Source organism: Microcoleus sp. Pol11C2 (assembly GCF_036701505.1).
GTDB lineage: Bacteria > Cyanobacteriota > Cyanobacteriia > Cyanobacteriales > Microcoleaceae > Microcoleus.
In genome coordinates, this window is record NZ_JAUBQX010000020.1 from 28,476 (window position 1) to 53,608 (window position 25,133).

Sequence of the window (25,133 nt, forward strand, 5' to 3'; positions counted from 1 at the left end):
GATAGATTTATCGATTAGCAAATTCGGAATATTACTTTTATGTCAGATTCCCACACAACTGTTAACAACACCGATGTAAAATCGTCCAAAAAAACAATTTCTTGGGCCAAAATGAGCGCATTAGTAGCGGTGGTCAATTTCTTGCTGGTGCTTTTCCATTTCAGTTACGTTCAGTTGCGCCCTGTTTATCAGAGCTATTTTCCGGGTTTAGTTAAAATTTATGACCCGATTAAAGGCATTGATTCGAGTTTAGCTAATCCCGAATATTTGAAAAGTGCTGACCAGTTTTGGCGAATAGATACGTTTTTTATTGGTTTTTTTGGGGCGGAATTTTTGATTAAAAGTCTGTTCCACACCCGCCGCAAACCGGGGGTAACTTGGTTTGATTTTGTGCTGAGGCGCTGGTACGAGGTGTTTCTGGTGATCCCGATTTGGCAGGGGTGGCGGATTCTGCCGGTATTGGTGCGGCTGCACAAGTCGGGTTGGGTGAATCTCGATCGCGTAGTTGCTCAAGTTACGTACGAACCGGTGGCTTATTTAGCCCATACGATGTCGGAATACATGATGGTGCGGTTTATCAATCAAGCTAAAAGTTCGATCAAACAGGGCGACGCGGCGCAGATGTTGCTGGCGCAGCAGCCGTACCTTCATGTCAATCAGGAAAATACGATCGAACAAATTACCAAGCGGATTTTGGATCTGACAATTTACAAAGTTTTGCCACAGGTGCAACCGGATTTGGAAGAATTGCTGCACCACAATTTGGAAACAACAATCAAACAGTCGGATTTTTATCAAATCCTGCAAACTTTCTCTCCGATTAACATTTTGCCGACGGAGATGACGGAACAGCTAGCAAATTATTTGGCTCAAACTGCTGTGGATGTGGTATCTACTACTTACGAAGACGATAAAGGTAGAAAGATTCTTGATAATTTCAGCCAAGAATTTAATCAAAGTTTGCGGCGGGAATTGCAAGATGAAAAAACTCTCGGTGAATTGCAGTCGCTGCTGTCGGATTTGTTGGAAGAAGTGAAGTTGAATTACATTCAAGGCGGGTTGAAGTCCGATCCGGTGCAGACTTTTACGGAAATTAACTCGCTCCGGGGAGTAAGGGAGAGTTGATACAGCAATGAGTTCCGGTGTTGTCAATTAGATTTTTTTAACGAACCGATCAAACTCGCGTTAGCCCTATTATGGCGAAGGAGGATAAGAGAAGAGAAAGAGTTTACAAGTTCTACGAGTAAGGTGCGCCTCCTCGGCGCACCTACGAATAAGGGAAGTGGGGATATCCGAAATGTCGGGGGATAAACCTATCTGAATTCCAAGCTAAAATAAAAAAAATAACCTAAAACCTCTATCATATTAGATATCTATCTTGAACAACCTTACTTGCCTAGAAATAGAAGTCGCTCAAACAATGTTGAGGTTAGCAACGTTGGTGGGCTTAACACTTTTAATCGCCTTTTTTGTAGCGTCAGAACTAGCATTAGTATCAGCCGATCGCCATCAAATCCGCCAACTTGCCCACTTGGACGATCGCCCAACCGCTAAAACCGCCGAACTCGTACACCAAGCTCAAAACACCATACCGCATTACCTGTCTGTGACTCAAACTGGCACAACAGCAGGTAGTTTGCTGTTGGGTTGGTTGGGTGAGGGAGCGACTGTACACTGGATCGAACCGTGGATCGACAAATTGCCGATCGGTCATTTGCCGGCCGTGCTGACTGCTCATTCGATCGCAGTTCCCGCAGCTTTTATTTTAGTAACTTACGTCGAGATAGTATTAGGAGAACTAATCCCTAAAGTATTAGCAACCCATGCCCCAGAACGTACCGCTTTGCTGCTGATGCCGGCCCTCGAACTCTGCTCAAAATTACTGTGGCCGCTGCTAGCAATTCTCAACGGTACCGTGCGGCTGCTGACTGGTTGGATTACCAGTAAAGAGTCTCAACCGCTGGTGTCCCCTTCCGAGGCAACTCTCGTCCAAAAAGATGCTCATTCGGCACTAATTTCTGGCGTATGGGAAGTGACAGCAGTTAACGAAAAACTCGGCTTAAATCTGCCGACTAACCAAGCTTACCAAACAATCGCCGGATTCGTGATCCACAATTTGGGTAAAATGCCCAATCCAGGCGATCGGCTATTGTGGGGCGAGTTGGAAATAGAAGCAGAAAATGTGGTAGAAGGCAGTTTAGAAACAGTGCTACTGCGTCAGGTAACTCGCCCTTTATTTGAGACTCAGCAGCCAGAACTTGTGTTAAATTGAGCCTAAATCCGGCTTAAATACTGCCTCGATCTATGTGTGTGAGGTTGTAATTAGTCCCTCAGTGCGACAACCTACCAGAAATCTCCAAATTGCATAAAGCACAGTTTATGAGGTGGATATGCTAAAAACACTTTGGGCTACTGTTAGACAAGGGAAAATTGAACTGCTGGAGTTATCAGAATTACCCGAAGGGGCAAAAGTATTAGTAACAGTTTTACCTGATGAAGAAGCTGAGTTTTGGCTTCAAGCCAGTCAAACCTCACTAGATACAGTTTGGGATAATACTGAGGATGATGTCTATGCCCAGCTACTCTTAAAATGACATAATTTTGGTTAGATATCCCTTTTCAGACTTGTCTAGTTCCAAGCTAAGACCATCAATTGTTGTGAGTGCGCCGCACCTATCTCAAGACATTACGATTGTGCCATTGACAAGCAAAACTGCATCCTTACTGGATGGTGAGTTCGTACTTGCTGAATGGTCAACAGCAGGGTTAAATGTGGCTACAGCAGTCAAGCGAGGTTTGTATACAGTGCATGAAAGTTTGGTTGCAATGAAGATTGGCAAATTAGCCGATTCTGATGCTGAGCGACTTGACCAATCTCTTCGAGGTTGGTTAGGGCTTTAGTGCAGCCATACACTATAATATCTTGTGTTTTCGATACAAATTACCTTCGTTTACTTCACAGCCACCTTAACCGCACTTCCAACAAACTGCTCGTAATCCGCCAACAACCACGGAGGCAAACAAGTATCCGCATCCTGAACCCGCAACTGTCCAGGGCGACAATACAGCATCGCCGCCAACAAATTATTTACAGCGTTAGGCGATCCAAACCCTTTACTCAACTCAACAACCAACGAGTTAAAAAACTCGCGATCGCTCTCATGCAGCGGCTCATTAATAAACCCGCTGCCCAGCATTGCTTTGTAACCCTTACCAAAATCGCTCCGGTACAAAACTTCTACTTGTTCGCCGGAAACGCTCAGCCACAAATCGGCAATTTGCTTGCGAATAGGCCGCAAATCTGCTATTACCAATTCATCCGTTGGGTCGATTTCATAAAGATTGACAGCAGCAGTTAATTGATTGAGAAACTGTGGCAGATAATCGGGTTTTGCAAGTGTTGGTTCTGTTGTCGCGAATACGCTTTCAAACACCTTTTCGTAATCTTCAAGCAACCACTGCGGCAAGCGGGTGCGAGCATCAGGAACCCGCATTTTTCCCGGAACAAAATACAGCATCGCACCCAGCAGAGCATTGATTGCTTGAGGCTGCACCAACCCTTTGCTAATTTCAGTCAATTTCTGCAAAAACTGCTGTTCGGCTTCAGTCATCGATTCTGCTTGCAAGCCGCAGCTAAGTATTGCTTGATATCCTTTGCGAACGTCTCCTCCGTAAAAACTTTCGAGTTTTTCTGAAGGAACAGTCAGCCAAAAATCAGCCATTTGTTTTCTGATTTGGCGGAGTTCCAAAACTATCGATTCGTCAGATGGATCGATGCGGTAAAGATTGACGCAGCCTAACAGTTGATTCGCAAATTGCGGGGATTGAATGTATTGAACTAGCAACTCAGAAGTTGACTCAGACTTGACAGCGGCTTCACTCTCAAAAACTTGTTCGTAATCCCCAATTAACCAGTGCGGCAAACGGTTGCGAGCGTCGGGAATTCGCATGGTTCCAGGCGGGAAATACAGCATCGCGGCAAGCAAGGCGTTGACAGCTTTGGGATGCACTAATCCTTTGCTAATCTGGGTTAATTGCTGCAAAAATATTTGTTCGCTTTCGATCATCGGTTGACGTTGGAAACCGCTCTTGAGAAGGATTTGATAGCTGTTACCGGAAGCGCTTCTGTAGGCGGTTTCGAGGTTTTCGGCGGGAACGTTCAGCCAAAAATCAGCGATTTGTTTGCGGATTTGACGCAGTTCGGATATTGCTGAGATGTTTGAGGAGTTTCGTTGGTAAAGGTTGACGGTGTTCGAGAGAATCTCGTCCAAATCTGGCTGCTTGGGAATGCTATCCTGTAAGTTGCGCGATGCTTCCAGGTGGCTGCTTTGCCAGTTGCCAAAGAGTTCTTGGAATAATTTGCCGATCGCCCCAGAGTATGCCACACTGTCAAAACAAGCCGGATTAGCTTGCATTTTTTGCTGAATTTCCTGGCGATAGCGCTGCCGAAGTTCAGGATTAGTGCCGAGAGTAACTGCTAGTTGAATGTAAGATGCTTCGCTATTGGCAATTAAATCGGGCATAGAGAGCGATCGTACCACCGCAGCCCCCATTCTCGATCGCAAAGTATCACCATCCCTCACAACAGTTGGAAGTCCCACCTCTAACGGATCTACAAGGGAAGTAGTCCCCGCATAGGGATAGGAATCCAAATAAACATCCCCCAACTTCAAAACTTCTTTAACATCCGCACGGTTAGGAAAACTTTTCAACACCCGCAAACGATTACTCTCAATGCCATACTTAGCAAAAACGGCTTTCATATTATTCACAAAAGCCCCCCCAGGATAATGATTAGTCCAGCTAGGGCCGAAGGGCATTAAAAACAGCACAGAATTAGGAACAGCCGCCATAATCTTTGCCCATGTTTCCCTTAACTCCGGCACTAGCTTATACAAATTCGCACTCGAAATAAAGACAACCGATTCCTCGGAAATGCCGATACTATTTCTAGTGAAATTAATGTTAGGAGTGTAAGGTTCGAGGGTATAGCTAAAACAGCAACCAGGCCCGTCAATAGTTGCTAATTGCTCGCGATAATGATCCTGTCCTTCAGGTGAAGGTTCCATCAACTTACCAGCAATGTAATAGTCAATGTGTCGCATTCCTGTGGTAATGGGAGAATTAAAACAGGTAGTTTGTACCCGTGCCAATCGATGCAACGCCAGTAAACTAATCGGATGAGTAACCGCAGTAATATTGGTAGCAATCAGCAGAATATCTAAGTCATCAGCCCGGATTGTCTGAACTTGACTTGGCAAGTCATTAGACAGTTTAACCAGTCTGTCAGCGCGAGTTTGACAATACTGTTCTAGTTTATTCCCGTCAAGATTGAGAGCGTATAAAATAATTTCAAATTGCTCTCGATTCAGATATTCAAAAGCTGGCAAGGTAGCGAAAGTTTCCGTCATCGCCCCGAAATGTTTAGTCAGGACACCAAGGCGAATTTTCGGCCTGTTAGCAGGTCTAGCCGGAAAAATGCAATCAATCGCAGCGCCACGATTTTTCATGGCATATTCAATAATATCTGCCCGCTTTGTGTATACCTCCTTGAGATTTTCACTATTAAAGTACAGAGGAATAAAGTTAGCGCTTTTCGTGAATAACGAGGCGATTTCCTGCCAGACTTGTGACTTTTGGTTCTTGAAGATATTGCTATGCAAATAACTGACCCACCCCTGCACATACCGGCAATAATTGTCAGCTTCTCCTATTTCTTGAAAAAGAGTAGGCGCAGCAAACATAAATTTGAGGTAGTCGTTGACAAACCAATTAGGTATAACTGCCTTTTCATAGTTCAGCAGTAACTGATCGGCACGACGATAGAGGGCGGCTGTTAGTAGGTAGTTAATATCTTTGGGATTTTTAACTCCCTGGGATAGATGTGCTGCTAGTCGATCGATAACAGTCTTTTCGGCATCTGTCAGCGCTTCATCTTTGATATTGCTGTTTAGCAGTAGCTGCTGCGCCTTACCTGCATCACCGCCATAGGCATTTGCCAGTTGTTCTGCGGGCAGATTCAGCCAATAATTGGCAAGTTGCTGCCGGGATTGGCGGATGTTAGCGAGGTTTACTTCATTAGCTTGGTCTTTTTGATACTCTCCCACATATTGGGACAGCAAAGTTAAAAATTGTTCGGGTTTGTTTAATTCAACTAATTCGTTAGCAATTAAATTGCCGTGTTGCTGCAAAATTTGCTGTGACCAACGCACTTCTTCTGGGTTGTAAAGTTGAGAGTGGAGGTCAATAATTGTGGCTCTCATTAAGTCTAATTTGGGGCGATCGCCTGCCATTTTTTGGGTTCTGCTAGAGCCGTCGCCGTGCTGCCTGTAATAGAGGTAAGGCTTAGGTAATCGATCGCCTAACCAGCCTTTTTCATAGGCAGAAACCCAAAATTCCCAATCTTCGCATCCCAGCTTCATCACTTTTTTCAAGCCGCCTACTTGCTCGTAAATCTCCCTTCTAAATAGGGAAGTAGCAGGGGCTTGATTGTCTCTCAAAAACCGATTGGCATCAAAGTCACCGTGAACAACTAAATCGCAGTTGGCTCCGAAGTGCTGCACATCTGTATAGACAAAACCAACCTTTGGTTTGGCTAATAAAATTTCCACGCACTCCTCTAGAAATTTGGGATGAAGTTTATCATCAGCATCTAGGAATAAAATAAACTTTCCTGACGAGTGCTGAACGCCAACATTTCTCGAATCAGCGGGTCCCGTGTTGGGTTTATCTATGAGGCGAAGCGATTTTTGAGGATACAGTTTAATTAAATAATTGGCGAAGTTACTGGTATCATCAGTGCTGCCATCATTGACAATTATGCACTCCCAGTTTGGATAAGTTTGACTGACAACACTTTCAACAGCTTCTCTGAGTAAAGTTGCGTGATTGTAGCAGGGAATGATTACGCTGACGAGTGTTTCTGCGGAGGTGCGGTAGGGCATGGCATTTAGCTGTGATGGAGAGAGTGAAACAGGTACTGTAGTGGCTGGTTTTACACCTCGGCGAGTGATCCCATATTCATCCCATATTTGCCGAGTTTCTTGGTACGATATTGGCGATGAATGTTGCAAACCTTGTTGATTTTCGTAGTACAAGCCGAGAATTTGGGGCAGGTGCACAATATTTTCGCTTTTGCCAATCCGCAGCCAAAATTCGTAATCGCCAGCCGCCGTAAATTCGCTTCGGAAATAGCCGTGTTTTTCGTGCAGCGATTTTCTCCACATCGGCTGAGGGCCAATAATGCAGCGCCGTTCGAGTTCGCTGTAGTCAAATGCTGGCCACTTCCAGGCTTTTTCTGCTTTGGTTTTTGCAAAAGTATCGTTAGCTGTGCTGGTGATTAATTGGTCAGCATAAACCAGACTTACTGTGGCATTTTCATCCAAGTATTTCGCCATGATTTCTAGGGCATCGGGGCGATGTCTGTCATCGGTATTAGCATTAGTCATGTAAGCTCCGCGCGACATCTTAATGCCTTGATTCCAAGCTGCATATAATGTCTCGCGGTCAGAAGTGCGATCGTACACTATATTCGGATATTTCGCTTGAAATTCCCGCACAACAGACTGTTCGTTTTCTTGGGAACTGCTGTCAATTACTATGATTTCGAGTTGGCCTTGTTTGTACAGCGTTTGCTCTACCAAGTCCTGCAAGCAGCCGCGGATAAATTTTTCGGAATTGTAAGTAGAAACGATCGCAGATACTTTAAAAGCGGAGGGGACAGGCTGGGAGTTCTTAGCATTCCCGAATTCCCCCTGCAAACCTGCATCAGTTGGCTGTTGAACGGAAGCATTCTCATGTGCGCGATCAGCTACTTGAACCAAAACAGAGCTAACAATTGCAGCCATTTTCGACCAGGAAAACTTCTTAGCTTGCTCTAACCCCGCCGCAATTAATGAGTTGCGGACAGCGGGCTTCTGTATTTCCCCTAAAGCATTGACGAGCCCAATAACATCATCCCCGTCCACATAAACCGCTGCTTGTCCTGCTACTTCTGGAATCGAACCGTTTGGACAGGTGATGACTGGACAACCGCAAGCCATTGCCTCAAGGACTGGCAACCCAAATCCTTCATATTTCGACGGATAAACTAACACTGAAGCACCAGAATAAGCAGCTCTCAGTTCGCTGTCGCTTAGTTGCAGCGTGTGGACAGTATTCCCAGAACAGTACAATTCCAGCTCTGGTTCTAATATAGGTTTGCCACCTGCACAGACTATATCAAAGTCAAACTTGTTGGTAAGTTGAGAAAAGGCTTTGAAGAATAAGATTCCGTTCTTGTAACCATGCCAGCCTACCCTTTCGCCTACCAAAATAAAATAGGGCTTGGTAATGCTGTATTTTGACTTAAAGCCTGAAATTTCTTCTCTATCGGCTGGCGAAAAATTGGCCTCAATGCCACAGTGCGCTACAGCGACAGAATTTGAAGAAATCTGCGGAAAAACCTTTACTAAATCGCGGGCTGTGTTTTCGGAAATGGTGATGTAGGCCGAGGCGTGGCGGATACCGCAATGCTTTTCTCTCCACTCGGAATGACCAATATTTTGTCCCATCAACTCTGGGATCATGTCATAGGCCATGAATACCGATGGCGTTGACAAAGGGGTTGTATAATAAGTAGAAATAAATAAATCGGCTTTTTCTTCATCGCAGATTTGTTGGAGCATCGCGCGATCGCGCTCGGTATTACCATAATCGTAAAGAGGAATAGTTCGATAACGGATACCGGGAATTTTTGGGGCAGTTCCGTTTCGATCTAAAATGATAATATTTTGAGCAAAGTTCGTATTTGCCCATTCTTGCCAGAGGGATTTCCAAACGCGAGCAATGCCTGTATTATTATGTTGAAAAAATACACCATCAATGAGAATTGTCGGATATTTTTGACTAGGGTTAACAGCAAGTGCAGGTAAAGCAGACACAGTTTTAAAGTGCCAAGTTTTTGTACTAATATCTCGTTGTGCAAGGGGTTCGACTCCACAGGCGATCGCGCTATTGACTTGACTCTCATCCTTAACCCAATCAAAGTATTGACGCAATAACACAGGAAATTGAGTCTGTTGTTGCAGATTTAACCATTGGAAAGTCGCATTTTTATAACCATAATATTGCTCTTTAAAGCGCAATTGATTCGGGGTAACGTAGGCAAAATGTTGGAAAACCAACCCCTCTTTTTCAGTTTCTTGATGTCGAAAAGGATTAACAAACGCGACATCACGCCATTTACCGTTAGGTAAGGGTTCCGCTAATCTCGGCGGTTCATGGGTTGCCCATACCATACCTGGTTTAAAACGCCAAGTGCGTAGCCATTCATATTGAGGATTATTTGCATAACAATTACGAGTGCTAATAACTAAATTTTCCCCAACAAAATACCAACACCAATAAAAAGCCGCTGTTTTTTCAGGATGTTCAATAAACATCTGTCGAGTTTGGCAAATCTGCTCAAAAGTCCAGAGCTCATCTACATCAATTTGCCACAATAAACACTCTTCAGAAATCCGGGAAAGAGGAGCATTTATCATTTCTCGTTTTCCTTCCCAAAATTCGCCTTCTGGCTTACGATAAATGCTAATATTTTGGGGATAAAGACGAGCCAGTTCATCTAAATATTCGGTAGTCCCATCCAGGCTGCGTCCGTCGCGATGAACATCATTAGAAATGTTACCGCCCAGAGTGACACTCCAAGCCGTATCATGTTTTAAATCTGCCACCCCCTCGACAATATGCCAGTGCCATCGAAAGGGTAATTTTTTCAAGACATCAATATGATAACGGATGAACGGTTCACCATTGAGAACGATGGTAAAGAAATGAAGGGGAAGTGATGGAAACGCAATATAATTTTCATAGAAAGCCTTAGAGTTGACAACTGCTCCACCAATCGCACCCGTTTTTTCTATACAATGACACTCATAACCATTAGCCATGAGTAAATCAAAAGTTTCTTTGGCGGTGTGCTGCATTCCCTCTAACATTTTTTGAGATATTTCAAACTGAATAAACTCAATTGCTTTTCTTGCTAAAAGATTCAGGCAACCATTAAGAACATCACTTTCAGCTCCTTCTACATCGATTTTTAAGTAATCAATTTTCTCAATATTATGTTTTTGACAAAATGAATCAACTGTAATCGCGCTAACGGTTTCGCTTTTTACAATAGGTACATATTCCTGGGGATTTTCGGGATTTTCCATCTGCGGTCTGCCGATGCTGTTCCAAACCGAAAACTCATCAGGAAATTCATTAAATTCAATCAGTTTATTCTCGGAAAATACTGCATTCTGAAACACGAAAACATTCTGATTATTTTCTGTTCGTCGTTTAAGTGTATTAAAAGTAGTTGAAGTCGGCTCAAATGAATATACTTTTCCTTCACGTCCGACTAAATTACTAAACAAAAGAGAATAGTTACCAATATTTGCTCCAATATCGAAAACAGTCATCCCTTGACGAACTAATCTTTGTACAAGCCGTTGTTCGATTTGTTCTTCATTAAACGCAAATTTTTCTTGCTGGAAAATGGCATAACCATTTCGCAGATGAAGATTATGCAATAAGAGTTTATAATTAGGATCTTTGAGAAGTCTATGGTAATTTTTATGGTTTTTAAAGGTATTAATATCATCTAGCAATATAAATTTAGCCCCATAGACTTCATCTAATTCAGCTTCCCCGGTAAATTCAGAACCATCTATTAAGACAACATCAAAAAAAATAATTTTATTTTCTGATTTTATTTGCTTAATTCCTGCCTGAGATACTCTAGAAGCTTGGAGATATTTTAGGTCTTGTCTGAGCCACTCTAAAACTCGTTCTAGGGGGTATTGGTTCAGTGCAGTTTGGTAAGAATTATAAAAATCAATAACTTCTTTTTCTTGAGCAAATTTATTAATTCCTACTGATGAAACATTATAACATTTTACAAAGCCGTCCTTAGCATATCTGTTTTGTAATGCGGTAAATCTTGCCTGGGATATTTCCATGCAAAAAAGTTGAGGATGATGGGAATTTTCTCTAATGCCTGTGACAAATGCTTCTGTACTTCCCTCGCCGGAAGATGACCCTATTTCTAAAATGGTTTGGATATCTTCTTTCTGCGCTATTTGTTTAATAGCCTGATAAAATTGATCGTACTTAATTTCGGCGGGAATGATTTTATTGATTTCTGAAGTCATGATCGAATTTTCTCCTTAATTCATTTTGTTATTAATCCGGGAGGGCGTTTTCCAAAAAAAACCCTGAAGTTAAATCTAGTTACGAAATAAAGCGGATTTTTGAGAGCAGACTATGGGGGTAAATGACGATTTTTGGTAAACACACTTGGTTTCTGGGTCAGTCCTACTTTACCTTAACAGTTTAATAGAACTTAGGCTTAACTACCAAATAAACCGAGTTTTTCCCTCCAATTAAAGACTCAAGTGCAGTATTTCCGTCAACAAAACCGGTTTCTGCATGGCTATTTAAATGAAAAAGGGATTAACTCGATCGCCACCACTTTTTTAAATCTTGACAAATTCTGTCTTATAGTGTATGAGGAAACGCAAAAATTAGGACAACACTCGCATCTTTTGACGAAGCCCAGGGCAGTTCCGTTCCCGCGACCTCAGACCGCCACAGCATGGCCGGGATTCCTCACCACAGAAAAACAAGTTACAATTACGTTAAGATTGATGAACATAAATAAAAATTCCCAAATCACAGGGACTAAAAATTAGGAGGATCGACCTCGGTGAATAAACGGTGGAGAAACGCTGGCCTGTACGCACTGCTGGCTATTGTAGTCATTGCCTTAGCAACGGCTTTTTTTGACAAACAGCCCCCAAGCCGCGAAGTTTGGAAGTACAGTCAATTCATTCAGGAAGTCGAAGGCAAGAGAGTAGACAAAATAAATATCAGTTCCGATCGCAGCAAAGCCCTGGTCACAGCCCAGGACGGCAACAAGGTACTCGTTAACCTGCCCAACGACCCCGAACTGATCAACATCCTGACCAAAAATAACGTAGATATTTCAGTTCTGCCCCAAAGCGACGAAGGCTTCTGGGTAAAAGCCCTCAGCAGCCTGTTCTTCCCGATCCTGCTTTTGGTCGGACTGTTTTTCCTGGTGCGGCGCGCCCAAAACGGGCCCGGCAACCAAGCCATGAACTTCGGCAAATCCAAAGCTAGAGTCCAAATGGAGCCGCAAACTCAGGTGACTTTCGGCGACGTGGCCGGCATCGAACAAGCCAAGCTAGAGCTCGCAGAAGTCGTGGACTTCCTGAAAAATGCAGACCGCTTCACCGCAGTCGGAGCAAAAATCCCCAAAGGCGTGCTGCTGGTCGGCCCTCCCGGAACTGGCAAAACCCTGCTGGCAAAAGCAGTTGCTGGAGAAGCAGGCGTTCCCTTCTTCTCGATTTCCGGTTCAGAATTTGTGGAAATGTTCGTGGGTGTCGGTGCTTCCCGCGTCCGCGACTTGTTTGAACAAGCTAAATCTAACGCTCCTTGTATTGTATTTATCGATGAAATTGACGCGGTAGGTCGCCAGCGGGGCGCTGGTTTGGGCGGTGGTAACGACGAACGGGAACAAACCCTGAACCAGTTGCTGACAGAAATGGACGGCTTTGAGGGCAATACAGGCATCATTCTGATTGCTGCCACGAACCGCCCCGACGTACTCGATGCAGCGCTGCTGCGTCCGGGTCGCTTCGATCGCCAAGTTGTAGTCGATCGCCCCGACTTCGGAGGCCGCCTAGAAATTCTCAACGTTCACGCCCGCGGCAAAACTTTGTCGAAAGACGTGGACTTGGAAAAAATCGCCCGCCGGACACCCGGTTTCACCGGTGCGGATTTGTCCAACCTACTCAACGAAGCAGCAATTTTAGCCGCCCGCCGCAACTTGACCGAAGTCTCGATGGATGAAGTCAACGACGCGATCGACCGCGTGCTCGCAGGCCCGGAAAAGAAAGACCGCGTGATGAGCGAAAAGCGCAAAACTTTGGTAGCTTACCACGAAGCCGGTCACGCTTTAGTCGGCGCGCTGATGCCCGATTATGATCCCGTGCAGAAAATTAGCATTATCCCCCGCGGCCGCGCTGGCGGTTTGACTTGGTTCACACCTAGCGAAGATCGGATGGATTCTGGCTTGTATTCTCGGTCTTACTTGCAAAATCAAATGGCGGTAGCTTTGGGTGGCCGCATTGCTGAAGAAATTGTCTTCGGCGAGGAAGAAGTAACAACCGGTGCGTCGAACGACTTGCAGCAAGTGGCAAGAGTAGCGCGCCAAATGGTGACTCGCTTCGGAATGAGCGATCGGCTAGGCCCTGTAGCTCTCGGTCGCCAACAAGGCAATATGTTCATGGGTCGCGATATCATGGCTGAACGCGATTTCTCTGAAGAAACCGCAGCGACGATCGACGATGAAGTGCGTTTGTTGGTAGAGCAAGCTTACCGCCGCGCTAAAGATGTACTCGTCGGCAACCGCCACGTCCTTAATGCTTTGGCAGATATGCTAGTTGAAAAGGAAACTGTGGATGCTGATGAATTGCAAAATTTGCTGGCCAACAGCGATGTCAAGATGGCGACGATCGCCTAATCGATTTTACAATTTAGATTTGGGATTTTAGATTAAATCTAAAATTTGAAATCGATAATTGGGGTGATTCTGGGATTGTCTGGAATCGCCCCGATTTTTTTGTGGACACACAGGAAGCAGCGAAAAAAAGCATTGGAGTAGCAAACCATGATCGTCACTGAAGATAGAGCGCGTGAACTTGCACTTGATTGGGTAGAAGCTTGGAATACTCATAACCTCGATCGAATCATGTCCCATTACGCAGAAGATGTAATTCTGATATCGCCTGTCGCAGCGCAACTGCTAAACGAACCATCTGGGACAGTGACAGGCAAAGAAGCGCTACGAAACTACTTCAAAAAGGGGCTGGAAGTTTATCCTGACCTCAAGTTTGAGTTGCTTGATGTGATGTGGGGAGTTTCCAGCCTTGTCCTTTACTACATCAACCAAAAAGGCACGATGGCAGGTGAGTTTATGGAAGTCAGTTCAACCGGAAAAGTGACTAAAGTTGTTGCTCATTACAACGGGTAGAGCGAGGTTATGCAAATGGCGGTAATATGGATGGCACAACCGAGCGATGCTGAGGCTTTACTTACTCTAGCTAGCAAGTCAAACGCAGTCCACTCGCCTGTGGTGTAAAGAAAATAACGCAATTTTAACCCCCCATCGGAAACCCACGGAGGTGGGTTTTGTTTGTATAGATGCGGTTTCAACCGCTCGGTCTTCCGATCTGAACTTTATTGAATTAGCTGGGGGCAAAATCAGTTAGCATGAATCATCAATCTTGGTTGACACTACTAAAAAAACACCGGGCGATCGCAGTCATCCGTTCCTCAGAAAAGGAACTTGCTTGGCAGATGGCATCAGCGGTAGCAGCAGGCGGAATCCAGTTTATTGAAATTACTTGGAACACCCACAAAGCCGCTGAATTAATTGCGGAACTCCGGTCGGAATTTCCTACTTTTAGTATTGGCACCGGCACTTTATTAAACTTAGAAGAGTTGCAAAAAGCAATAGAGAGTGGCGCTCAATTTCTGTTTACTCCCCACACCGATGTAGCGATGATTAAAACAGCCGTTGACGCCGGAGTGCCGATCGTCCCTGGTGCTTTTTCTCCCACGGAAATTGTCACCGCGTGGCAAGCGGGCGCTACCTGCGTTAAAGTGTTTCCGATATCGGCTTTGGGAGGCGCGGCTTACCTGAAAAGCTTGCAAGGCCCCCTGGGAGACATTCCTTTAATTCCCACTGGCGGGGTGACGTTGGAAAATGCGAAAGTATTTATAGACGCCGGGGCGATCGCCGTGGGTTTAGCCGGAGACTTATTTCCTAAACACTTAGTGGAAAATCGCGATTGGCGTGCGATCGTCCAAATTGCCCGAACTCTCGCCCAAAACTTAACAACTTGTTAAGTCCACTTTCCCAATCCAACATTTCAAATCTAAAATCTAAAATAGGACAAGCCCATCTAAAATCTAAAATCTAAAATCTAAAATAGTACGAGGTGTGAGAAATGAACAGCATTATCAACTCAACTTACTTCCGTCGCGCTGGAACTTTATTTGCCGGCTGCGCCCTCACTTTTGCTACATTCTGCGGCGGTTCAATGACCGCATTTGCCAGCGAACAGCACAACATAATTGCCAATAAAATTATGCTGTTGCAGCAATCCAGCGAACGCTGGATTGAAATAGATTTGTCAAGACAAAGGTTAATAGCTTGGGAAGGAAATACACCTGTTTACGCGGTGATTATTTCCAGCGGCAAATCATCGACTCCCACCCGCACGGGAACCTTTGCTGTTCAAACCAAACACCGCGTTACTAGAATGACTGGGGATGACTACGACGTGCCCGACGTTCCTTATACAATGTATTACGACGGAGGCATGGCAATTCACGGCGCTTACTGGCACAATTTGTTTGGCAATCCCGTTACTCACGGCTGCACAAATGTAGCTGTCAATCACGCTAAATGGCTATTTGAATGGGCCTCGGTGGGAACGCCGGTGGTGGTGCACAAATCTCAGGTTTAGGGCATTGGGCATTGGGCATTGGGCATAGTCAAACACTATTCAATCTGTTAGAACCCCGACTTCTTAAAGAAGTCGGGGTTCTGGGTATTATGTTTTTTTAGGTGTGCTTACTTAACTGCTGCTTTTAACAACAATCCCAATTGTATAAAACTTTACTAAAATCTAATTCTCTGAGTGCTGATTCATCAATAAAAAAGTTACCTACACCACTGTCTCCCCACATGATATCTACTGTCTCATTGCAATCGGTATCCATTTGGAATAGAAGAATATCCGGCTTTTGTTTTTGATCGGAGTTACTATTATATTTTCTTACGTCGTCTTGTGTAAAATATGGATAACCACCTATTTTATGACCAAAGGAACTCGATATTTCTCGGTACTCATCCTCAATTTCATGGTTCATAAATAACTCGTTAATTTCTTCTCCTAATAGTTCAATAAATTGGTAGTCATTGGTACTAATCGGCGCATATTTTTTAGTAAATTGCAAGCTGCAACAGCCATGAACAGGAAAATTTTCTAGTTCTGGCAAAAAATCATAATTGGTAATGATGTTTTCAACTTGGAAGTCTGGCTGAGGAAAATAGATTATTTTGAATCTGTCTTCGGCTGTGGGATTATCTACATCGGCGGAAGTGCCTAAATCTAAACCATATAGGTCATCGTCGGCTATATAAAACTGCAAAATTCCGCGATCGGGAAAACCATCTAAAGGCGGTATTTCATCAAAGTTGAGTTGCGCTAGCAAAAATAAATATTTACCGTCAGAAGTTTTGGGATATTCAAAGCCTTTAGGTAAATAAGGCAATCTCCCAAATTTACTCTGCCACCAATTAACGTCATCATTATTCTGGGTTTGAATTTCGATGTAAGGTTTAATGGTAGCTTCGATTCTGTCGCGATACTTTTCTAGTTCTGGAGAGAGTGGACATTCTAGTTTGTAGTTCATCTGCTTTTAACAATTTGTTTTGAACGCAATCAGTAGGTTGCGCCGAAGCGCACCTTACCTGTAACGTCTCTCCTTAACTTAGCTGCACCACGGGTTTATCCTCTAACAAAGTTTCATTTGTTAGCAAATCTTCCACGGTAATTCGCAAAAAGCGCTGTTCGTCAACGCGGAAGAAGATTTTAATGCGATCGCTCCCCGGATACCCAGGTGGCGTCAATTGCGCGATGCTGCGTGCTCCTTCTTTATCATTTAAGGGCTGTACCGATGTTTGACCCGCGAGTTGGCGAGTAATTAGCCTGTCACCGTCAAAATATATCTCCGTGCAGCCAGTTTCCGCTCCCAATTCGCCGATAATTAATTCTATACTTGGCTGATTTTCTAAAGAAGCTCCCAAGACTAATTCTACCGGTTCGCTCATCGGATAGGACTGGCCGGATTTGATTAAACTGTGCCAACTGTGGCAATTGTCGCGGCGGTTCCAGTAGCGAATGCCGTAACTGTGATAGAGAAAATCTTTGATTTCTAGCCCTTGACTCAGTTGCAGAGCACCTTGGGCGATCGCCTCAAAGGGTTTGTCGCAGCGAATTTTGGCCGGATCGAAATATTGCTGCACCCAACGCCCGACAGCGGGAATTTGTACAGTACCGCCAACTAGCAAAACTGCGTCGATGTCGCCAATTTCTAAGCCTTGACGCCGCGCTTGCTGCAATACTTGATTCATGCACTCGTCGAGTTTGTCAAAAAACTGATGTTCCGCAAGGATAGATTCAAAACGAGTGCGGTCTAATTCTAATTCATAACTCTCAAAATTTTCGTCATCAAAATAAACCTCAACCGCCTGATTCACTAAAGATAACTGAATCTTTAACCGTTCGGCCAATCTCGTTGTTATCGGAGATTTTGCCAGCCCTTTTGTTTTAACAAAATAGTCAACCAGCCAATTATCAATATCAGAACCGCCTAAATTTTGTCCGGCTTTAGCCAAAACCCGGGCAACTTTTGTTTTTTGCGATGAAGATTCAGCTAATAGTTTTTCGCCCCACTTCAGAATAAAACCAAGGGGCTTTTTGTCAGAGGAAGCGTCCAAACGCACCAAAGAAAGGTCTAGAGTTCCGCCCCCGAAATCAATTACTAACAGATTTTCGCGATCGGCCAAACCGTAACCCAAAGCAGCCGCCGTAGGTTCGTCCAACATCCGCACCTGTTCTACTTGCAGAGATTGTGACACTTTGCCCAACCAATGGCGGTAAGCTTCAAAACTATCTACCGGCACAGTAAAAATCAAAGAATCTACGGGCAAGGGCAGTTGGCGAATTGAATTCACAATTTGGCTCAAATACCACTCACCTACTCGTTCAAAAGTAATAAGTTGCCCGTCAAGTTCCGGCACAAAACCCTGAACAGATGTGCCAATTCCCCGCTTAAAATTGCGGAAAAACCGAGAATCTCCACTCAAATCCCGGCCTTGATCGCGGACTTGCTGACCGAGTATGACTTTACTTTGAGCAGCGTCCTCAACGTAGAGTAAACTGGGAATTAGGGGCGGATTTTGAGCCGAGATTGCCGACAATCCCGGTAATTTCAAAGTTTCGGGCTGCTGGAGGACTTGATTCCAGCGAGCGACGACGGTGTTGCTAGTTCCAAAATCAATTGCGATCGTCATTCAGCCAAAATACACAGCTACTAGGGATTTAATCATATTATGGTATTTCGAGTCACCAATGCCAACAGATTATCAAATTGTGCTTGAATAAAGACTTTTTTGCCACAAAAACTCCTTTAACGGCGGAGTCTTCAATTTTATGCAACTGCATATTTTTCGATGCCACAAATAAGCACCACTTTTATAAGCGACACAAAACTCATACCATTTTAAATTTTAGATTGAAAAATGGAGAATGAATAACTGCATAAAGGTTTGGAGCCCCGCCCTACTGTTACCTGGTTTTTTGAAAGTGGTAGCGCCTGTCTGCAGTGACCAAGATTTTACCTTTGATCTTAATCCAATTTTCCAATGAAGCGTGCAAAATGCTGGATATGGGCGCTCGCAAAACAGCACTATTGGCTCTAACACTGCTTGTCCCTGCGGCTAGTATGGGTATCATAGCAGCCTTGTATATTGCCCCTGGAAGCTGGGGACAAACACTGTCAGTCTTTTGTCAAGTTTGGTTGCTGCTTTTTCCGATCGCATGGTCTGTTTTTGTCGATCGCGAAAAGCTGCTTTTATCCCTGCCCAAGCGCCAAGAATTGCTGGCTGGAGCTATTTGGGGAATATTCATGTTTGCGGTAATTCTGGGTATCTATAGCCTTTTTGGTCAGCACTGGATCGATCCTGTAGTTGCTAAAGAAAAATCGTACCAATTAGGTATTAGCAGCCCTACTATTTACTTAATTGTAGAAGCATATTTTGTGCTAGTTAACTCACTGATTGAAGAATTTACTTGGCGGTGGTTTGTCTGCAACAAGTGCCAGATTCTCATACCGGGAACAAAAGCAATATTTCTGAGTTCGCTATTTTTCACGATCCACCACATTTTTGTAATAGCAGCTTACAGCGACTGGCAGGCTGTGATCTTAGGTTCTTTAGCTGTCTTCACTGCCGGGATAATTTGGTCTCAGTCTTATCTAACTTACCGTTCACTTTGGCCTAGTTATATCAGCCACGCGATCGCAGATTTTGCCCTGGCAAGTATTGGTTGGCAAATCCTCTTTAACTAGCTGCTTTTTCAGCGACTATTCCTGGCAATTATACAGTAAAAATTGACCTTTTGCCCAACTCACTCTCCAGATTAATATCTCCCCCCATCATCCGGGCGGCGTGCTACTGCCGCAGGCGATAATGCACCCTGATAAATTGTAAGCTTTTGCAAGGTATATGTGGCTGTAGCTGCGGTTAATGCCAACTAGCAGCGACAAGTGTTTGCTGGCATTCATGCTGATTGTACTGGGTTCTTGACTGATGCTGTGCAATAATCGAACGTTCATATCTTCCCACCGGAAGATGCTTTTCGTTAAGGCATCTGATTTTAATTCTAGGTTTGGTTTTGCTGGCATCGCATAATTTTAGCTCCATGAAAACTGGCGAACATATCGCTGCAAGCATCGGCGGCCGGGCCCCCAGAACACACCGATGGTCATCCAGAATAGCAAAGTCAGGAAAAATGATGATTTCATAACATGAAATTTTTTGTACGCGAAATCGTTTGATACATACCACGAAGCGGCTGCTACTGCTTAGGAGTTAAGGTGTACACAATATAGGCCGATTAACCTTGAGTGTTCTTTTGATCTTGATAGGGTCATGTGATCATTTGCTACTGATTTTTTTTACGGTAATTACTTATACACGACTTGGGCAGGGATGCTACATATACTCGGCTCCGCAGTGACAGTCTCTTTTGGGAACTTTTTCATGCGATCGCCTTTTATTAACACATTTAAAACTCAGGCACCTCATTAAATTTATATCTGTGAAACTCTATGTTCTGTAGCACGATTGGGAAACCTATTTTTTCAGACAGTGGACGCCTCAACCATCTTTTTTCAGGAACATACGACAACTGAGGGCGAGGGATATCTCTTGAAAAACAGGGTTTCTCGCCTTATTCGCACGTCCACAACGGTCATTCGCGCGATCGCGCCCCTGCAGGTATCTGAGAAAACCACCATCTCTGAATTTTGACAAACTAGGAGCTTGTATCAAGCAATACCGACAGCACAGTTACCAAAAAATTACAGTTACTGATTGGTATTTATATCTGTTAGTTCAATGGGGCAATTAACATTCTCCAGGTAAGAATTCCCCTCTGGAATCTGTATAAAATTTTGCCAAAGGCGATTTCAATCTACTGAATATTGTTGCTAATGCTACCTTTATCTCCCACCTTAAAAGTTGGCTAATATTCGGTTTCCCGTACATCCCTGTCTGTTGGATAGCAAATGATGTTATCTTGAACAGAGGGTGTTGTCGAGCTTGGTGTTTGTCGCGAACAAAGCTCATATTTGATTAGGTATCTATCTTTAGGAGGAACTTTCGCAGACCTGAAAATTATCCCTCTGGGAACTGTTTCGCGAGCACATCAATCCTTATTATCAATGCAATGACAGTGAACTTTTGGCAGATACATATTGGGGTGTTGCAAACAGTTGATCGGTTGCATTCTATTTACACACCAGGAAAGCGGTAATTAATATTCACCCGCCCCTCTTTCCTTTTAGGCTCTAACATCAGCGCTGGTAGCAGCGCCGAAAGCGAGTTAAAGTCGTCAGCGGGACTTAAAAATGAAAATCACCTTTGTGCTTCCTACTGTGTCTCTGGCTGGTGGAATACGAGTAGTATCTATTTTCGCAGAACGTTTGAGAAAGCGAGGACACTCCGTGTTCGTCATCTCTTTACCCCACCCGCAACCGAGTATGCGCCAGCAAGTCAAGTCGCTGCTGCGGGGGCGCGGTTGGATTTCCACACCTGAAAACGAACCCTCATTTTTCGATAACTTAGGTGTAGAACACAAAATTACCGATCGCTACCGCCCGGTAGAAGACAAAGATGTACCTGACGCTGACGTAGTAGTTGCCACCTGGTGGGAAACCGCCGAGTGGGTAGCCAAACTCTCTCCTAGAAAAGGAGCAAAAGCTTATTTTATCCAGCACCACGAAATTTTTGACTATCTACCTCAAGGTAGAGTAGAAGCAACTTGGATGCTGCCCATGCACAAAATTACGATCTCTAAGTGGTTAGTTGATCTAGCTCGGACTAAATATGGCGATCGCGAAGTTTCCTTAGCTCCTCCTACCGTGGACACCAAGCAATTTTACGCCTGTCCTCGCAACAAACAATCGGTTCCTACAGTTGGCCTAATGTACTCTACAATCTACTGGAAAGGAACCGACATCGCCCTCAAAGCTTTTTCCCGAGCTGCAGAAAATATCCCCAACCTGCGTCTGGTTGCCTTCGGTACAGGGGCCCCATCCTCGGAATTGCCCTTACCGGCCAATGCCGAGTATGTAATTCAACCCGACCAAGACAAAATCAAAGACTATTACAGCAAATGCGATGCTTGGCTGCTGGCGAGCCGCTCAGAAGGCTTCGGCTTGCCCATTATCGAAGCGATGGCGTGCCGCACTCCCGTCATCAGTACCCCAGCAGGCGCTGCTCCTGAAATTTTGAGCGGCGGTAGTGGCATACTTGTAAGACCAGAAGATCCCGAAGAAATGGCAAAAGCCATAGAGCGTATCTGTCAGATGCCAAATTCCAAGTGGCAAGCCATGTCGGAAGCCGCCTATGCCAAGGTGAACAATTATACTTGGGAAGATGCCACGGATCATTTTGAAGCGGCATTGAAAGTTGCTGTAGACAAATCTAAAGACCGAGACGTTAACGTAGATTCCTTTTCTCCCTACGAAAAATTGGCGGTTGGATGCTAAGTGCCGCGCCGCCATTTGCAATTCGGCGCTACGGGCGTTTTCGGCGCCGGATTCTGGGGAGAAACTCAATATAGTTTGGTGGGGTGGTTCTGCCACAAATAAAATCGCCCCTGTCCTGTTTTCTACCCAGCAGTCTAGAGACGAATTCTAACCGCAGCTACGAGGGAATACTGGTTATAAATTAATTGATCTGCCAAACTCTGAACCAGAGTGCAACGGAGGTTTTAAGGCTGCCTCCGTTACAGGTTAAACTTGTGTAGTCGTCAAACATCTGCCGATTTGTAGTTGGGGAAAGTCCCTGACGACAAAGTAAGATCGGCTCGACTATCGAGTTACGATCGCCTCCAGCAGAGATCCCCACCGCGCACCCAACCCAAACAGAGGCTGGTAAGTGCCAACTTGCAGTTATGGAATGGAGGAGTTTTAACCAGTATCAATCTTCCGTATCTATATGAAAATTACTTTTGTCCTGCCTACCCTGAGTCTTAAAGGGGGTATGAGGGTGTTATCTATCTACACAGAACTTCTCCAAAAGCGAGGACACAAAATATTTATCGTCTCTATGCCCCCGCTGCAACCGACTTTGCTCCAAAAATTGCGATCGCTGCTGAGGGGTTGGGGTTGGGAGTCCGCTCCCAAGACACAAAAGTCTCACTTTGATAAAGTGGATCTCAAAAGTCGAGTTATCGAAACCAACCGTCCAATTACTGACCTTGATGTACGTAATGCCCATATTGTCATGGCTACTTGGTGGGAAAATGCCGAGTGGGTGGCAAAACTCTCTCCCAGCCAAGGAACGAAAGTATATTTTCTCCAAGATTATGAGGCTTTTGACTACGTACCAAAAGGTCGAGTAGAGGCAACTTGGCGGCTGCCGAGGCACAAAATCGCTGTGGCCCAGTGGCTGGCCGACATAGCTCGGAATGAATACGGCGATTTGTCTGTATCTCTTGTCCCTCCTACGGTGGACACCAAACAGTTTTACGACCCCCAGTCCCGAGCGAAGCAGCCGCGAGGCAAGCAATTAGTTCCCACAGTCGGGATGTACTATACTACAACTCCCTGGAAAGGCTGCGATAGTGCCCTGAAAGCTTTCTCTATAGCTGCTAAAAAATTTCCCAATCTTCCTTTAGTTGCTTTTGGTTCCGGCCATACTCCTCCTCCCAATTTGCGGTCGGATGGCACGGAGTATAATAAAGCACCTACTCAAGACCAACTAAAAGATTTTTACAGCAAATGCGATGCTTGGCCGTTTTCCAGCAGCTCCGAAGGCTTCGGCTTGCCAATTTTAGAAGCTATGGGTTGTGGCACTCCAGTCATCGCCACTCCTGCTGGCGGGGGTGGCATACTTGTCAAGCCAGAAGACCCAGAGGATATGGCAAAAGCGATCGAGGAGATTTGTCACTTGCCTGATGCCGAATGGCGCGCAATGTCCGAGACTGCTTGAGAAAAGGTGATAAATGATACTGGGGAGGATGGAATTAATCTCTTCGAGGCGGCACTATACACCGCTTTGGAACGTCAGGCACAATTAACGAACAAGACGTAAAATTGAGGTTGATTTAAAAGATTGGGGTTGGGCGATCGTTTAAGCGAGAATTTTTATTGGGCAATTGAGTTGTCTTTCTATAATTTTACTGCCAAAAAAGACCTATGGCTGCATTAATCCCACTTGCTATGTTCGGCTTTATTCCAGTCGTTTTTTACCTGTTTGTGAGGTTTCCGGCTCAGCGGGCGGTAATTATAAGTTTTGTTGCAGCCTGGCTGTTTTTGCCGCAAGCTTCTTATCCTATCCCCCTACTGCCACCGTATACAAAAATTTCCGCAGCTTGCTACGGCATTTTGCTGGGGACTCTTATCTACGATCCTGCGCGCCTCACATCTTTTAAGCCCGGTTGGCTGGACGTGCCAATGGTAATTTTGTGTTTGTGTCCAATTATTTCACAAGTTAGTAATGGCGGCAGCCCGCTTTCTCCGACTATCAAGCAAATCGTTACTTGGGGTCTGCCTTATTTTTTAGGACGCTTGTATGTAGGTAATTTAGATGGGCTGCGACAATTGGCGATCGGGATTTTTGCAGGTGGGTTGGCCTACATTCCTTTTACTTTAATTGAAGGGGTTAGGGGCCCAATTCTGCACCAAATGATTTACGGGGTCAATGCCTTTGAGGACTGGGGTCAAGCAAGGCGTATGGGGGGGTGGAGACCGGTAGTATTTATGCAGCACGGTTTGATGGTGGGCCTGTGGATGATGACAGCGGCCTTAATTGCTCTTTGGCTCTGGCAAACTGGGACGCTCAAAAAGTTTATGGGCCGTAACATCAAGACTTTAGCAATTATATTAACTATCGCTTTTTTCCTGTGCCGTTCTACGGGCGCCTACAGTTTATTTGCAATGGCGTTGCTCGTATTATTCTCTGCCAAGTGGTTTCGCACCTCTTTGCCCTTGCTCTTGATAATTGCATATATAGTGTTTTATCTGTACGTAGCTGCATCGGGTCAATTTTCGAGCAAAGACGTGATTAATTTCATCACTCCAGTATTTGGCGAAGAACGAGCCGCCTCTTTGAAGTTTAGATTTGACAATGAAGAGATATTGGGGGAAAAGGCGCGGCAAAGATTTATGTTTGGCTGGGGAGATTCCGGCGGAAACCGCGTGTACGACGAGTACGGTAATGATATCTCGGTCACCGACAGCTTATGGATTATTGCCTTTGGCGTCAACGGTGCACTCGGTTTAGTTAGTTTATTTTCTTCATTATTACTTCCTGTTATTGTCTTTTGCGTGTTTAAATATCCCGCCAGAACCTGGTCTAATCCCAAGGTAGCACCCGCAGCCGCCCTGGGAGTAGCCTTAACTATGTACGTGTTTGACTGTGTTTTGAACGCTATGACTAACCCGATTTTTGCGATGATTGCTGGAGGAATAGCGGGTCTGGTCTTAAAAGCTCCTGAAAGTCTTAAGGCCAAGAAAACCGGTTCGCCACCAAGAAGACAGGCGCTGGTTCACCAAAAATCAGGATGATTTTTATGAAGGCGATCGATCCTTCACTTCAAGCTTGACACTATCTTGCCTTCCCTGGAGACAAAAACTAAAAAATCTACCACTTTTGGATGAAAGGCAGTTTTGAAGTTGCCAGATATTTGTCACTCGGTTAAAATTTTAACCTCATAAAC

The 25,133-nt window shown here is 44.7% G+C and carries 16 protein-coding genes; 12 read left to right on the top strand and 4 right to left on the bottom strand.

Annotated elements, in window-relative coordinates:
- Positions 1 to 39: 39 nt before the first annotated feature.
- The 4 genes from QUA42_RS13780 (at position 40) to QUA42_RS13795 (ending at position 2,901) form a co-directional block, all read left to right on the top strand.
- Positions 40 to 1,125, top strand: a complete 1,086-nt coding sequence (locus QUA42_RS13780; protein WP_333137757.1) for a hypothetical protein — start codon at positions 40 to 42, stop codon at positions 1,123 to 1,125.
- A gap of 253 nt (positions 1,126 to 1,378) precedes the next feature.
- Positions 1,379 to 2,272 carry a CNNM domain-containing protein gene (locus QUA42_RS13785; protein ID WP_333137758.1) on the top strand — a complete coding sequence of 298 codons (894 nt, stop codon included), beginning with the start codon at positions 1,379 to 1,381 and terminating at the stop codon, positions 2,270 to 2,272.
- Between the two features lie 118 nt (positions 2,273 to 2,390).
- Positions 2,391 to 2,594 carry a hypothetical protein gene (locus tag QUA42_RS13790; RefSeq protein WP_333137759.1) on the top strand — a complete coding sequence of 68 codons (204 nt, stop codon included), beginning with the start codon at positions 2,391 to 2,393 and terminating at the stop codon, positions 2,592 to 2,594.
- Between the two features lie 7 nt (positions 2,595 to 2,601).
- On the top strand, positions 2,602 to 2,901 hold the full coding sequence (locus QUA42_RS13795) for a type II toxin-antitoxin system PemK/MazF family toxin (RefSeq protein WP_333137760.1): 300 nt from the start codon (positions 2,602 to 2,604) through the stop codon (positions 2,899 to 2,901).
- 50 nt (positions 2,902 to 2,951) lie between these two features.
- Here the strand turns inward: QUA42_RS13795 and QUA42_RS13800 are convergent, their stop codons facing one another.
- Positions 2,952 to 11,177 carry an FkbM family methyltransferase gene (locus QUA42_RS13800; RefSeq protein ID WP_333137761.1) on the bottom strand — a complete coding sequence of 2,742 codons (8,226 nt, stop codon included), beginning with the start codon at positions 11,175 to 11,177 and terminating at the stop codon, positions 2,952 to 2,954.
- 554 nt (positions 11,178 to 11,731) lie between these two features.
- Between QUA42_RS13800 and ftsH3 the strand changes: the two genes are divergently transcribed.
- From ftsH3 to QUA42_RS13820, 4 genes are all read left to right on the top strand, one after another.
- Positions 11,732 to 13,570 carry an ATP-dependent zinc metalloprotease FtsH3 gene (gene ftsH3 / locus QUA42_RS13805; RefSeq protein ID WP_006633639.1) on the top strand — a complete coding sequence of 613 codons (1,839 nt, stop codon included), beginning with the start codon at positions 11,732 to 11,734 and terminating at the stop codon, positions 13,568 to 13,570.
- 147 nt (positions 13,571 to 13,717) lie between these two features.
- Positions 13,718 to 14,080 carry a nuclear transport factor 2 family protein gene (locus QUA42_RS13810; RefSeq protein ID WP_333137762.1) on the top strand — a complete coding sequence of 121 codons (363 nt, stop codon included), beginning with the start codon at positions 13,718 to 13,720 and terminating at the stop codon, positions 14,078 to 14,080.
- 239 nt (positions 14,081 to 14,319) lie between these two features.
- On the top strand, positions 14,320 to 14,958 hold the full coding sequence (locus tag QUA42_RS13815) for a bifunctional 4-hydroxy-2-oxoglutarate aldolase/2-dehydro-3-deoxy-phosphogluconate aldolase (protein WP_333137763.1): 639 nt from the start codon (positions 14,320 to 14,322) through the stop codon (positions 14,956 to 14,958).
- Between the two features lie 101 nt (positions 14,959 to 15,059).
- A complete protein-coding gene (locus QUA42_RS13820) occupies positions 15,060 to 15,581 on the top strand; it encodes a L,D-transpeptidase (protein WP_333137764.1) in 522 nt (173 codons plus the stop codon).
- Positions 15,582 to 15,705: 124 nt separating this feature from the next.
- Here the strand turns inward: QUA42_RS13820 and QUA42_RS13825 are convergent, their stop codons facing one another.
- Complete coding sequence (locus tag QUA42_RS13825; protein ID WP_333137765.1) at positions 15,706 to 16,533, bottom strand: DUF1963 domain-containing protein; 828 nt, start codon at positions 16,531 to 16,533, stop codon at positions 15,706 to 15,708.
- Between the two features lie 73 nt (positions 16,534 to 16,606).
- Entirely contained in the window at positions 16,607 to 18,196 is a 1,590-nt protein-coding gene (locus tag QUA42_RS13830; protein WP_333137766.1) for an Hsp70 family protein, read from the bottom strand.
- 329 nt (positions 18,197 to 18,525) lie between these two features.
- Here QUA42_RS13830 and QUA42_RS13835 point away from each other — a divergent pair, with 329 nt between their 5' ends.
- A complete protein-coding gene (locus tag QUA42_RS13835; protein WP_333137767.1) occupies positions 18,526 to 19,251 on the top strand; it encodes a CPBP family intramembrane glutamic endopeptidase in 726 nt (241 codons plus the stop codon).
- Positions 19,252 to 19,338: 87 nt separating this feature from the next.
- Here QUA42_RS13835 and QUA42_RS13840 read toward each other — a convergent pair whose 3' ends face one another.
- Positions 19,339 to 19,587 carry a hypothetical protein gene (locus QUA42_RS13840; protein WP_333137768.1) on the bottom strand — a complete coding sequence of 83 codons (249 nt, stop codon included), beginning with the start codon at positions 19,585 to 19,587 and terminating at the stop codon, positions 19,339 to 19,341.
- A 1,227-nt stretch (positions 19,588 to 20,814) separates the two neighbouring features.
- On the opposite strand from QUA42_RS13840, the gene QUA42_RS13845 reads away from it, so the two are divergent.
- From QUA42_RS13845 to QUA42_RS13855, 3 genes are all read left to right on the top strand, one after another.
- Positions 20,815 to 21,957: a glycosyltransferase family 4 protein gene (locus QUA42_RS13845; protein WP_333137769.1), complete on the top strand. Its 1,143-nt coding sequence runs from the start codon at positions 20,815 to 20,817 to the stop codon at positions 21,955 to 21,957.
- 502 nt (positions 21,958 to 22,459) lie between these two features.
- Positions 22,460 to 23,404 carry a glycosyltransferase family 4 protein gene (locus tag QUA42_RS13850; protein ID WP_333137770.1) on the top strand — a complete coding sequence of 315 codons (945 nt, stop codon included), beginning with the start codon at positions 22,460 to 22,462 and terminating at the stop codon, positions 23,402 to 23,404.
- 206 nt (positions 23,405 to 23,610) lie between these two features.
- Complete coding sequence (locus QUA42_RS13855) at positions 23,611 to 24,981, top strand: O-antigen ligase domain-containing protein (protein ID WP_333137771.1); 1,371 nt, start codon at positions 23,611 to 23,613, stop codon at positions 24,979 to 24,981.
- Positions 24,982 to 25,133: the final 152 nt, after the last annotated feature.

Bases quoted from the DNA above. Each gene is read 5' to 3' on its own strand.
- QUA42_RS13815 (WP_333137763.1), top strand. From the start codon at position 14,320: ATGAATCATCAATCTTGGTTGACACTACTAAAAAAACACCGGGCGATC.
- QUA42_RS13790 (WP_333137759.1), top strand. From the start codon at position 2,391: ATGCTAAAAACACTTTGGGCTACTGTTAGACAAGGGAAAATTGAACTG.
- QUA42_RS13855 (WP_333137771.1), top strand. From the start codon at position 23,611: ATGGCTGCATTAATCCCACTTGCTATGTTCGGCTTTATTCCAGTCGTT.
- QUA42_RS13840 (WP_333137768.1), bottom strand. From the start codon at position 19,587: ATGCCAGCAAAACCAAACCTAGAATTAAAATCAGATGCCTTAACGAAA.
- QUA42_RS13845 (WP_333137769.1), top strand. From the start codon at position 20,815: ATGAAAATCACCTTTGTGCTTCCTACTGTGTCTCTGGCTGGTGGAATA.
- QUA42_RS13780 (WP_333137757.1), top strand. From the start codon at position 40: ATGTCAGATTCCCACACAACTGTTAACAACACCGATGTAAAATCGTCC.
- QUA42_RS13830 (WP_333137766.1), bottom strand. From the start codon at position 18,196: ATGACGATCGCAATTGATTTTGGAACTAGCAACACCGTCGTCGCTCGC.
- QUA42_RS13800 (WP_333137761.1), bottom strand. From the start codon at position 11,177: ATGACTTCAGAAATCAATAAAATCATTCCCGCCGAAATTAAGTACGAT.
- QUA42_RS13810 (WP_333137762.1), top strand. From the start codon at position 13,718: ATGATCGTCACTGAAGATAGAGCGCGTGAACTTGCACTTGATTGGGTA.
- QUA42_RS13820 (WP_333137764.1), top strand. From the start codon at position 15,060: ATGAACAGCATTATCAACTCAACTTACTTCCGTCGCGCTGGAACTTTA.
- QUA42_RS13825 (WP_333137765.1), bottom strand. From the start codon at position 16,533: ATGAACTACAAACTAGAATGTCCACTCTCTCCAGAACTAGAAAAGTAT.